Raw genomic sequence first — 12,750 nt, forward strand, 5'->3', positions numbered from 1 at the left:
TCACTTGTCTCCAGTCCTGCCGGGGCGGCGACGGCCGCGCCGGACCTGCCGGTCCGAGCGCTTCGGGCGCCTGGGCTCGGTGGTGTTCCCGGCGGGGCGGCCGGACTCGGTGGCCGCGTCGAGCGCGCGGGCCAGGGTGGACACGGTCGGGTGCTCGAACAGCGCGGTGATGGGCATTTCCCTGCCGAAGGCGGCGACGATCCTGCTGTGCAGCTTGGCCAGTACCAGGGAGTTGCCGCCCAGGTCGAAGAAGGTGTCGTGGACCGAGATCGAGGGCAGCCCCAGGACCTCCGACCAGAGTGCGGCGACCTTGCGTTCGGTGTCGGTGCCCGGCGCGACGTGTCCGACGTCGCCGACGAGGTCGGCGCGCTCGGGGCGCGGCAGGGCTGCATGGTCGACCTTGCCGCTGGTGGTCAGGGGCAGTGCGGCCAGGGTCACAACGGCGTCCGGCACCATGAAGGGGGGCAGCTCCGCCCGTGCGCGGCGCAGTAGTTCGGCGCTTGCGGGGGTGCGGTCGCCGCGTGGGGTCACGTAGGCGACGAGGGCCGGCGAGCGCTGCGGGTCCCCGGTGACGGCCGCCTGGGCGACCTCGGGCTGTTGTTGGAGGAATTGCTCTATCTCGCCGGGCTCGATGCGGTATCCGCGCAGCTTGAGCTGGCGGTCGGCGCGACCCAGGTACTCGACGGAGCCGTCGGGCAGACGGCGGCCCAGGTCACCGGTGCGATAGACGCGCAGCGGCCCGCCGTCCAGCTCGATCGTGCAAAAGCGCTCCGCGGTCAGCTCGGGCCGGTGCAGGTATCCCTCGGCGAGACTGTCGCCGGCGAGGTGGATCTCGCCGACCACACCGCGTGGGACACGCCGCGCGGCCTCGTCCAGCACGAGCATCCGTACCCCGGCGAGCGGACGGCCGATGCAGTTCAGCGGGGCGGTGGTGCCGGCCAGGTCCATGATGTGCTCGGAGGAGGCGACGGTGTTCTCGGTCGGACCGTAGGAGTTGAGCACCCGGTAGGGCAGGCCGGCCGGCAGGCGCTGGGAGAGCGCGGCGCCGCCGATGCCCAGCCAGCGAAGGCCGCGCGGTGTCGTGGTGCCGGTGCTCCACATGGCCTCGGCCAGCGCCGTGGCGCAGAACGCCGCGGTCACGCCCTGGGCGTCCAGCCACGCGCCGAGCGTGGAGGGGGTGACGGGCTCCTCGTGCGGGACGAGACAGGCGCCGTTGGCCAGGGCTTGCCAGACCTCCAACTGGGTGGAGTCGAAGCTCACGCTGAGCAGGTGGGAACAGCGGTCCCCGGCCCCGACGTCCATGGTCGAGGCCGCGGAGCGCACCAGGTTGGCGAGGCCGCCGTGCCGGACGGCGACGCCCTTGGGCTTGCCGGTGGTGCCGGAGGTGTAGATGACGTAGGCACGAGCGTCCGCGGACCAGTCGGGCAGGTCCTCGGCTCCCTCACCGTGCTCGGCGCCCTCGACGTCCGTCAGATCGGCGACGTCGAGAACCGTGGCCGTCCCGGTCGCCCCCAGCGCGGTCCCGCCCGAAGTCAGCAGCACATCGGCGCGCACGTCGGCGAGGACGTACTCCTGCCGTGCTGCCGGCCAGGACGGGTCGAGCGGGCAGAACGCGGCTTCGGCGAACCAGGCGGCCAGCATGGCGACGACGAAGTCCTCACCGCGTTCGAGCAACAGGGCGACCGTGGGCTCCTCGTCCGACAGGTGCGGCCGGAGGGCCGCGGCGAGCGCGCGGGCGCGGCGCACGAGGCCGCCGTAGCCGAGGGTTCCGCGGGTGCTCTCGACAGCTGGGGCATCGGGGCGGATCCGGGCCTGGTCCAGGACGAGCGCCGGGACGGTCGTGACGGGTCCCGGCGGAGGGCCTTGTTCCCAGGCACGGATGCGCTCCGACTCCTCGGGCGAGAGCAGGTCAAGTGTGGCGACGGGCGCGTCGAGGCTGTCGGGCATGCGATCCAGCAGTGTGGCCAGGGTGACGGCCAGGTGCTCGACGTCCTCGCGGCGCAGCAGGCTGCCGTGGTAGGACAAGCGGCCGCGCAGTTCCCTGCCGTCCAGGACGAGCGCGACCGTCAGGCCGAGCTTGCCGGTGTAGGCGGCGTCCTCACCGTCGAGCGCGACGGTGCTCAGGGTGCGTCCGCCGAGGGTGCGGGGACGCGCCGCAGCCGTGCCGAAGGACAGGGATACGTCGCCGTAGGGGGTGCGGCCGGGCCTGCGGGACGGATTGAGCCGGTTGATGACATCCTCGAACGGAACCTCGCCGTGTGCGAACGCCTCCAGCGTCTCGTCCCGCATCTCCTCCAGCATGTCGCGCAGCGTGGCGCCGGGGCGGAGCCGGGAGCGCAGCGGCACCGTGTTCAGGCAGGGCCCGAACACGTCCGCGAAGCCGCTTCGTCCGCGGTTGGTCATGGGAGCACTGATCACCACGTCGTCGGTGCCGGTACGGCGGTGCAGCAGGACGGACAGCGCGGTGGCCGCCGTCATGAACGGCGAGATGCCGTGCGCCTCGTGCAGGGTGCGCAGTCGCTCGCCCGCGCCCGGGGGCAGCGCCATGTCGACCACGCCGTGCGGGGCGGGTTCCTCGGGCGCGGGCAGCTCCACGTAAACGGGCGCGTCCTTCAGCCGCTCCTGCCAGTGGGCGAGGGACGCCTCGTACCGGCCGCTGGAGCGGGCCGCGTCCTGGGCACGGACGAAGTCCCGGTACTGGGGCGGCGGTACGTCGCCGGAGAGCTCGACGAGGTAGGCGGCGACGGCGTCCGCGAGGCGCGCGGCGTCGGCGGCGGACACCCGGTCGCCCCGGTGGGAGAGCACGGCGCTCAGCTCGCCGTCCTGTTCGGTCACGGTCAGCGTGGCGCCGAACTTGACCTCGCGGGTCCACAGCAACTCGGGGAATACCGGAAGCAGTTCGGCGTCGCCGAGCACCGCGCTCCGGTCGCCGCGCAGGTTCATGTTGAGCACGACGTCTGTGTAAGGTGCGCTGCCGGCCGTCTGTTCCGGCCGGATCCGGGCCAGCACCTCGTCGAAGGGGGCCCGGGCGTGCTCGAAGGCGTCGAGCACTTCGGTGCGCATGGCGGTCAGGGTGTCGTGGGCGGTGGCGTCCGCGGCCGGAGCCGAGCGGAGCACGAGGTGGTTGAGGCAGGGGCCCAGCAGGTCGGCCGACACGGTGTCACGGATGCTGGCGGGGACGCCGAAGGTCAGCGCCGGCATACCGGAGCAGCGGTGCAGGGCCGTTGCCAGGGCGGCTGCCATGATCATGAACCAGCTTGCGCCGTGTTCGGCCATGACCGGTCGCAGCCGGCCGAGCAGGCCGTCGGGCAGGGCGATCCGGACTGCTCCGTCGGCCTCGGGCCGCTCGGGGGCGGGCAGGCCGAGCCGGGACGGCCAGCCTTCGAGCCGGTCCTGCCAGAAGGCGAGGTCGGCGTCGCGGCGGGCGTCGCCGGAGAGTTCGGCGGCGGTGTGGGCGCGGTACTGGAGCGCGGGCGGCGCGGAGGGCACCCCGGCAAGACTGTCGCGGTAGCAGCGCTCCAGCTCGCTGATGAGGACGCGTACGGACTCGCCGTCCACGACGAGGTGGTGCACGCAGAGCATGAACGCCGTGCCGCGCGGCCCGCAGTCGGCGACGGCCGCCCGCAGCAACTGTCCGGCCGCGAGATCGAAGGGGCGGCCGGCGGCTTCGTCGAGCCACCGGGCGGCGGCTTCCTCGGGGCCGTCGCCGTCCTCGGCGACGAACGACCGAACCCGCGGCCACCAGGGCTGCTGGACGACCTGGCAGACGGTGCCGCCCCGCATCCGGAAAGCGGTGCGCAGGATCTCGTGCCCGGCGACCAGGCGGGCCAGTGCGTCCTCCAGTACGGTGATGTCCAGGTCACCGGTGACGGTCCAGCCGAGGGAGACGTGGGCGGGCGCGCCCTGGCCCATCTGCTCCGCCAGCCACATGCGGCGCTGGAAGCCGCTCGCGGGCGACTCGTCGTCGGCCACCGCCCGGTCGGTACCGGCCTCGGCGGGGCGGGAATCCCTGCACGCGGCGGGTACGGCGGGGGGTACCGGCTCGGGTCGTACGACGGGAGCCGCAGCGGAGGGGGTGGGGCCTCGGCGGCCGGCGGCCGCGTCAATCAGGTTGGCCAGGTCGCCCAGCCTCGGCGTCTCGAACAGCGTCTTGATCGGCAGGTCGGCGCCGAACCGCTCGGCGATCTCACCGATGAGGCGGACGACGAGCATGGAGTGCCCACCGAGCCCGAAGAACGAGTCGTCCTCGCTCACGGCAGGCACGTCGAGCAGATCGCACCACACGGCGGCGAGTTCGGCTGCGGTGCCGGCGCGGGGCTCGCGCCGAGCGGGGGCGGCCAGCGCGGCCGTCTGCGCGCGCAGCTCCTTCACGTCGACCTTGCCGTTGACCGTCAGCGGAATGGTCCGCACGACGTGGAACAGCGAGGGCAGCATGTACGAGGGCAGCCGCTGCGCCAGATGACCGCGCAACGCCTCCGCGGTCAGGGCGCGTTCGCTCTGCACGACGCCGACGAGCCGGTCGTCCTCGGCGAACACGACCGCGTCGGAGACGTCGGGGTGGTCGCACAGGACGGTCTGCACCTCGCCCGGCTCGATGCGGTAACCGCGTAGCTGCACCTGGGAGTCGGCGCGGCCGATGAACCGCAGGGAACCATCGGGCAGATACGCGGCCAGGTCGCCGCTGCGGAACAGGGTGCCGTCGCCGAACGGCGAGGGCACGAAGCGCTGGGCGGTCAGCTCGGGCCGGCCCAGATAGCCCCCGGCCACTCCCTCACCGGCGACATAGATCTCGCCGACGGCACCAACGGGCAGCAGCCTGCGGCCGGTGTGCCGGTCGAGCAGGTAGAGGCGGGTGGTGGGGATCGGGGTGCCCACCACGCTCATGTCCGTCTCCATGTCCGAGCGGGTGACGGTGTGCACGCTGGCGTGCACGGTGGTCTCGGTGATGCCGTACATGTTGACGAGGCGGACGTGCGGGAACCGTTCCGACCACTCGGTCAGCATCCCCGGGCGCAGCGCCTCGCCACCGAAGACGACGCAGCGCAGGGCGGACAGTCCGTGCGGGGTTGTGGGCCGCAGGCCGAGCAGGCGGCGGAACGCGCTCGGCGTCTGGTTGAGCACGGTGACGCGCTCGCGTTGGAGGAGGTCGTAGAAGAGGCCGGGGTCCCGGGTCTCGTCCTCGGACACGAGCACGACCCGGCCACCGTGCACCAGGCCGCCGAACAGCTCCCACACGGAGAAGTCGAAGGCGTAGGAGTGGAACATCGTCCACACGTCGGCGGTCGTGAAGGAGAACGGCAGCCGGTCGTTGTCGAGCAGACGCACCAGGTTGCGGTGGGTGAGCACGACGCCCTTGGGGCGGCCGGTGGTGCCGGAGGTGTAGATGCAGTACGCGGGTGAGTCCAGCGGCACGGACGGGAGCGCGGTCTCCTCACCGGTGTGCGTGGCGAGCAGCGCGTCCAGCCCGAGTACCGTCCCGTCGAAGTCACCGCCGACGCCCGCGGAGGGCGCGAGCGCGAGGCGTACACCGGAGTCGGACAGGATGAATTCGCGGCGCTCCGCGGGGATTGCCGGATCGATGGGCAGGTAAGCGGCACCGGCCAACAGCGTTCCGAGGATCGCGCGCACCTGGTCGGCGCCGCGCGGGAACAGCAGCGCGACCAGCTCGCCCCGGCGTACGCCCGCGGCCAGCAGGCCCCGGGCGACGGCGCGGGCGTCGGCCATCAGGTCGCCGTAGCCCACGGTGACGTCGCCGTCGGTGAGCGCCGCGGCATCGGGCCGAACGTCGGCCTGACGCGCTATCAGCTCGTGGGCGGGCGTCTCCTCGTACGACGCCTCGGTGGCGTTCCACACCTTCAGCTGGACGTGGCGCTCCCGCTCCGAGAGCGGGTCGATGCCCGCCACCTCGCTCTCGGGGCGCTCGGTCAGCTGCCGTACGGCCGTGACGTAGTGCTCGGCCATGGCGGAGATCTGGTCGTGATCGAAGTACCGCCCGTTGTAGACGAGATGGCCGCGGTGGCCGTCCCCGTCGGGCTGGAGGGCGAGGTGCAGGTCGTACTTGCCGCGGCCCCCGCCCGTGTCCACGACGTGCGCGAGAGTGCCGTCCGGGCCGGGAAGGGGCGCCGCGGCGGGTAGGTAGCTGTAGAGCACGTCGAAGAGCGCCGTACGGCTCATGTCCTTGGACGGGTCTACGGCGCGCACCAGTTGGTCGAACGGGGCGCGGTCGTGGGTTCGGGCGTGCGCGGTCTCGGCGGCGGTGTGGGCGACGAGATCGGCGAACGACTGCTGGGCGCGCGGGCGCAGGCGTACGGGCAGCAGGTTGCCGAGGGGGCCGACGACGTGCCGGTCCCGCTCGTCCCGTCCGGCGTGGGACAGGCCGAGCACCATGTCCTCCTGGCCGGAGTACCACTGGAGCAGCGCCGCGAAGGCGGCGAGGGCGACCTCCGGCACGTCGGCGCCGAGCCGGTCGGCGGAGGCACGCAGTCCGAGGCCGGGCGGCAGGGCGAACTCCACCGACCGCTCCGCGTAGACGTGGACGGCGTCGCGGGTACGGCGTTCGGGGAGCCGCAGCGGGTCGGCCGGCGGCTGGAGTACGGCGGTACGGGCGGCGAGGTGGGCCCGGTGGGTGTCCGCGACGTCGGCGTCGAGCCAGTTCTGGTAGCTGCTCGGCAGGGGTGCCCGGCCGTCCGGTCCGGCGAGGATCTGTTCGGCGACGGTGAGCAGGGAGGCACGGTCGACGACGGCCTGGTGTCCGCTGAGGGCGATCCAGCCGCCCGGGGTGTCCGCGTCGGGCTGGACGGCAACCCGCAGCAGCGGTCCGGCGCTCAGGTCGAACGGCTCGCGGCTCCAAGCGGTCAGGGCGTCCGGGACGGACCGGTTCCGGTCCGGGCCTTCGGCGGCGGGCAGCCACTCGGGGACCACGGCCGTCCTGGACCGCACGTGCTGGACGGGCCGGCCGTCGACGTCGAGCAGTTCGGTGCGCAGCGCCTCATGGGCGGTGACGACGGCGGCGACGGACTCGGCCAGCCGGGCGCGGCCCGGAAGGGCGTCCAGCCGCAGGAACAGGGGCAGGTTGTGGTAGGTGGGCGCGCCCGGGTACAGGTAGCCCGTCTCGAATCGGTCGACGAACCACATGCGTTCCTGGTGCGCGGATGCGGGGCGGGTGTCCTGTGCGGCGGGGGCCACCCTGTCAGGATCCGACGGCCGCTCGGCCGCGGCGGTACCGCTCGGCTGCGCGTAGTGGGTGTCGAGCTCCTTGAGCAGGATGTTCTCGCATTCACCGTCCCACAGCAGGTGGTGCAGGCAGACGAAGAGCACCTGTCCGGCGCCGCCGAGTTCGATGAGGGCGGCGGTCAGCAGACGGCCCGTGGTGAGGTCGAAGGGCTCGTGCGCAGCGGTGCGGATCCAGGCGTTGAGGGCCTTGTCGGGGTCGGGGTGGCCGCTCAGGTCGACCCGCTCCACGTGCGGGGTCCACGGGGCGCGGACGCTCTGCGTCAGCTCGCCGTCCACGTCGTGGAAGGCGGTGCGCAGGATCTCGTGGCGTGTGATCGTCGCGGCCAGCGCCCGGGTGACGGCGTCAGCGTCAAGGGGCTCCTCGACGCGCCAGGCGAGGGGCACGTTGTACGCCGCCGGGTCGCCCGCGACGCGTTGGGCGAGCCATATCCGGCGCTGGAAGCTGGAGGCAGGGAAGGTGTCCACGGCCGGGACGGTGTGCTGCACCGGGACAGTGGCCGGGGCGGGCCCGGCGGGCAGGACGTGGGTGGTGAACTCCGCGAGCCGCGGATGGTCGAACAGGGTGCGGATCCGGGCCGGCGTGCCCGGGAAACGGTCCCGCACCGCGGCCACCAGCGTCTCCGCCAGCAGCGAATGTCCGCCCAGCTCGAAGAACGAGTCCTCGTCACCGACCGGCCCCGAACCGAGCACCGCCTGCCAGACCTGGGCCATCTCCCGTACCCGCGCGGCGAGTTCGGCCGAACCTGCCGGAGCCTCGGCGGGTCGGGCGGCCGTGTGGGTCCGGGCGGGCGTGCCGGAGGCAAGGACCTCGGCGAGCGGGGCATCGGGGTCAGCCGCGATCGTCCGCAGGATGGACAGGTAATCCTCCGCCATGGCGCGCACCACAGTGGCGCCGAGGGAGCCGGCCGGGTCCTTCCACAGCAGATGGGTGCCGCAGCTGTCCTGCCGGACCATAAGGGCGAGGCGGAAGCCGGCGGTGCTCTCCATGTCCATCAGGCTCAGCCGTGCCTCGCCGTCTCCGTGGCTCAGCCGGACATCGTGGATATCGATGTCACCGTGGAGACCGGCGTGCCAGTACTGGAAGACGGCTTGGTGGGTGCGGCGCTGCGCCTCGGGGCCGGTAAGTCCGGCGGCGCGCATGATGGCAGGCAGAGGCAGGTCGCCGTGGGCGAGGGTCTCCTTGACCCGGCCGCGCACCCTGGCCAGCAGGTCGCGGTAGCGGTCGTCGGCGCGGACCGGGACACGGACCGGCAGGGCGTTGACGAAGTAGCCTACGCGGTCGCGCACTTCGGGCAGAACCCGACCGTGGTACGGGAGGAACGAGAGCACATCGGCGCTGCCGCTGTGACGTCTCAGCAGCGCAAACCACGCGCCCATCAGCACGGTGACGAACGACATGCCGGAGTCGGCGGCGCGGTCGCGCAGCGCGGCGGCGAGGTCCGTCGGCAGGGCCTCGCTGACGACGGTGTAGCGGGGTTCCTCCTGTCCCTCGGGCAGGGTGAAGTCACCGCCGCCGTCGCCGAGGGTCTCCCTCCAGTAGCGCCGGTGCTCCTCCCCCTGCGGGCCGTCGGCGAGGTCGCGCGTATGGGCGGCGAAGGCGGCGAGTGCGGGGGCATGGTCCTCGCGCGGAAGGTCCTCGCCGCGGTAAGCGGCACGCAGCGCGTCCAGGAACAGCAGGACGGAGGCGCCGTCGTGGACGAGGTGGTGCACGGCGATCAGCAGGACCGTGTAGTCCGGGCCGTCGAGGAGGTCGACGCGGGCGAGCGGGCCGTGTCGCAGATCGAACGGGGTCTGCCAGGCCGCTCGGATCGCGCTGTCGCGGTCCTGGTCCGTGCGCGTGCGGCGGACGGAGATCTCCGGGGCGCCCGACCAGTCGAGAACCGGTCCGTCCGTTCCCGGGCGCACGCGGGCGCGCAGCTGCGGGAACGCCTCGGCTGTCTCGGCGACCGCGCGGCGCAGCCGGTCGGCGTCCAGGGTGCCGGTCACCTCGAAGGGGATGGGAATGATGTGGGTCCACTGCTCGGGGTCGAGCTTCCAGGAGACCCACATCGCCTCCTGGCCTACGGTCAGCGGGACGTACTGGGTTGGGGTGATCACGCGGTGCTCCGTTCGATGCCGCCACCGAGGGACGGGAGCGGGTTGTTGTCGGCGGTGAGGAATGCGTACGCGGTGCCGGACATCCAGGCGGAGGCGACCGCCTCGATGTCCGGTCCGGGCGGACTCTGGAGCCGGCTGAGCAGATCGGTCACCCGCTGCCGGGCGGCGGTGCAGAAGACGTCGGCCAGCGCCTGGGCGCGGTCGTCTCCGGCGGCTGCGAGGGTGGAGGCACGGGCGAGCGTGAGGGACACGCCGAGGATCTCCCGGGCGATGCCGGCGAGTTGGATGAGAGTTCTTTCCTTGGCGTCGAGCTCCACCCGGTCGGGGTGGCTGCGGGCCAGGCCCAGACAGGTGCGTCCGAAGGCCCGGGTCTGCTCGGCCGCCCAGCGCAGATGGCCGAGGTTGCGGTCGGTGAGGACCGTGCCGGTGGTGTCCAGGGGGACCTCGTCCCCGTGTTCGAGCTCCGCGGCGTGGTCCGGCTCGGGGTAGTAGTACGAGAGGATCGCCAGCCGGCCGATCCAGTTGTCGATCTGGAAGTCGACGCCGCCGGAGATGCGCAGGTTGCGCAGGTCCCGCAAGAAGCGTTCCACGGGGACTGGGGGCGCGCCACGCAGCCGCTTGCTGGGCGCGGTCTCGTACCCCTCCGCCGCCAGCAGGGACATGGCGCCCTCGGCTACGTCCCAGGCGAGGAGGGAGGAGGCGTTCTTGACGGCGTTCTGCTCGAAGCGGAGGTTGAGGCCCCGGCCCTGGTCCTCGGGGAGCAGACACCACTGGGCCATGGTCTCGATGGCGAAGGTGTTGGCCAGGCTCTCGGCGAGCCGCCGTTGTATCTCGTCGTACTCCGCCAACGGCCGCTCGTCGATGACGCGTCGGGCGGCGAAGTCGCGCATCCAGCCCACGCACAGCCGGGCGACGGCCAGCGACGGGGCCGCGATCAGATGCATCCTGCCGCGGCCGACGAGCCGGGCGGTGGCGGGGGTCGCGCGGACGACGTGGCCGAGGTCCCGTTCGACGAGCATGTGGGCGCCGCGGACCCGTACGTCCTTGAACTCCAGCCAGCCGTTGGGGAATCCCTTGATGCCCATGTACGTGTGCCAGTCACCGCTGGTCACCCCGGGACTGTCGGTGCGCACGAAGAACATCCGCACCCGGTCGACGCCGTCCTCAAGGACCGTGGCGGAAACGCTGACCACCTCGGCGACGGGCGCGTGTCCGACGAAGACCTTGCTGCCGTTGAGCAGATAGTCGTCGGTGCCCTCGATACGGGTGGCGGTGGTGAACCGGCGCTGGTTGGCGGCTCCTTGGGGTTCGCTGTCCGCGCTCGCGGAGCGGGCTCCCCGGCGCACCACGTCGCTGAGGAGTTCGCGCAGCGGGCCTTCGCCTGCCACGGCCAGGAACGCCCCGGCGCCGAGCGCGTTCTCGATGGCGAGGGACAGGGCCACCGGGGTGCTGTGCGCGGCGGCCGCCGACACCATGCGGAAGGTGTTGTAGTGCGACAGGGAGTGGCCGCCGAGGGCAGGGTCGGCCTGAAGCGCGAAGTAGCCGCGCCGGCCGAGCTCGTCGAGGAATCCGTCGGGCAGGGCGGCCCTTGCGTCGACGTCGTCGGGGTCGACGCGCTCGCGCACGAGGGCGGTCAGCTCCTCGGTCAGCTTGTCGCCGGTTGCAGCGTCCACCGGGTCCTGCACGGGGAAGTCCCGGACGAGGTCCCAGCGGAAGCGGCCCTGGTACAGCTCCTCCAGGAAGCTGACGTGGTCCGGATCGCTGGTCGCATTCCGTGTTGTCGTTGCCAAGGGGGTTCCTTATGTGTGGAAAGAGGGTTGCCCGGCCGGGGAAGAGCGGTGCGGCGGGATGAGCGGACTCGGGGCCGGGCGGCATGGAGGGGCAGAAACGCAGGAAGGACAGGGTGCGGGGACGGGCGGCCGGTGCTGGGGCGGCCGGAGGGCGCAGCGCATCAAGACGCCGGATCGCACAGGTCGAGACGGTGGCTCCGCCGGCGCGGGTGCTGGAGCCGCCTCAGCCGGACGCCTCGCGGCCGCGGTTCGACGGAAATCGACATGCCTCACTCAGGCGCGCGATCCTCACGTTCCCCGGTTCGTTCACCCTCCGGCCGGCTCCAGCTGTGCCGCCACGAAAGCCGCCAGCCGGTCGAGCCCGGTCTCGATCTCCTGCGGGGTCAGCGTGCTGCACGACAGTCTCAACTGGTGGCATCCGCCCTGGGAATCCGTATAGAAGTGCCGCATGGGGGTCCACAACACGCCGTGCTCGCGGGCGGAACGTTCGAGCAGCGCGTCGTCGACGGTGAAGGGAAGCGTAAGGACCACGAAGAATCCACCGGTCGGTGTGTTCCAGCCGACCTCCGGGACGTCGCTGCCGGAGAAACGTTCCCGCAGGCCGTCGAGCAGCAGGTCCAGGTTGCGACGGTAGACAGCGATCGACCTCGCGTTGGCGCGGGCCAGGCTGAAGTCGTTCTCCAGGAGCTGTCCGGCCACGACCGCCTGCGCGAGCGGTGAGGTGTTCACCGTGACCATGCTCTTGATCTTCGCCAGCTCGTCGGCAAAGAGGCCGGGGTTCCGGCCGTCTCCTGTCACTCGCTGATCGGCGACGACGAAGCCGACCCGGGCACCAGGGAGCGTGGTCTTGGCAAAGGATTCGAGGTAGACCACGCGCTGTTCCCGGTCGAGAGCCTTCAGCGTCGGCAGACGGTCGCCGCGCCCGGTGAAGAGGCCGTAGGGATTGTCTTCCACCAGCAGCAGGTCCTCGTCCCTTGCCACATCGAGCAGCCGTCGGCGCGTGGCGACGTCCAGAGTGATCCCGGTCGGGTTGGAGAAGTCGGGCACGACGTACAGGCACCGGGGGCGCAGGCCCAAGCGCCGCGTACTGCGCACCTGGGACCTCAGATCGTCCAGGTCCACGCCCAGCGGCCCGGACGCCACCGGTAGCACCCTCATTCCGGCCAGCCGTGCCGCGCCGGTGAAGCCCATATACGTGGGGGACACGGCCAGCGCGACATCCCGCTCGTCCCGGCACAGGGCACGCACCACCAGGTACATGGCCTCCTGCGCCCCGACGGTGACCACGATCGACTCCGGGTCGACGACAATCCCCTCATCGGCCTCCAGGTACCGGGCGATCAGCTCGTGTATGACTCCCTTCGTACGCCCGTACTGGAAGAGTGTCCGCATGATCTGCTGCTCGCTGCGGCCCAGTTCGGTGGCCAGGAATTCCTGGTACCGATGCAGGTGGCCAACGAGGTCCCGCACATCGTAGAAGTCCTCGACCGGGCGTCCCGCGGCGAAGGAGATGGCGTCGGGGTAGCGGCCGGCGACCTCGTTGAGGAAGGTGAGCGAGTCGAGGAGCGGTTCGCCCAGTGCGGTGTTCAGGTCGGAGATATCCACGTACCCACTCTCCGGCGGCGGCGGC

General features: G+C 72.1%; 3 protein-coding genes. All 3 read right to left on the reverse strand.

Going from position 1 to position 12,750, the window contains the following annotated elements:
- Positions 1 to 9,330, reverse strand: a complete 9,330-nt coding sequence (locus tag H293_RS0137990) for a non-ribosomal peptide synthetase (protein WP_020665688.1) — start codon at positions 9,328 to 9,330, stop codon at positions 1 to 3.
- Complete coding sequence (locus H293_RS0137995; RefSeq protein ID WP_020123022.1) at positions 9,327 to 11,120, reverse strand: acyl-CoA dehydrogenase family protein; 1,794 nt, start codon at positions 11,118 to 11,120, stop codon at positions 9,327 to 9,329. The genes H293_RS0137990 and H293_RS0137995 overlap by 4 nt, the downstream gene beginning before the upstream one ends.
- A gap of 306 nt (positions 11,121 to 11,426) precedes the next feature.
- Positions 11,427 to 12,725: an aminotransferase-like domain-containing protein gene (locus H293_RS0138000; RefSeq protein WP_020123023.1), complete on the reverse strand. Its 1,299-nt coding sequence runs from the start codon at positions 12,723 to 12,725 to the stop codon at positions 11,427 to 11,429.
- Between the last annotated feature and the right edge of the window lie 25 nt (positions 12,726 to 12,750).

It is taken from the genome of Streptomyces canus 299MFChir4.1 (assembly GCF_000383615.1).
Taxonomy (GTDB): Bacteria; Actinomycetota; Actinomycetes; order Streptomycetales; family Streptomycetaceae; genus Streptomyces; species Streptomyces canus_C.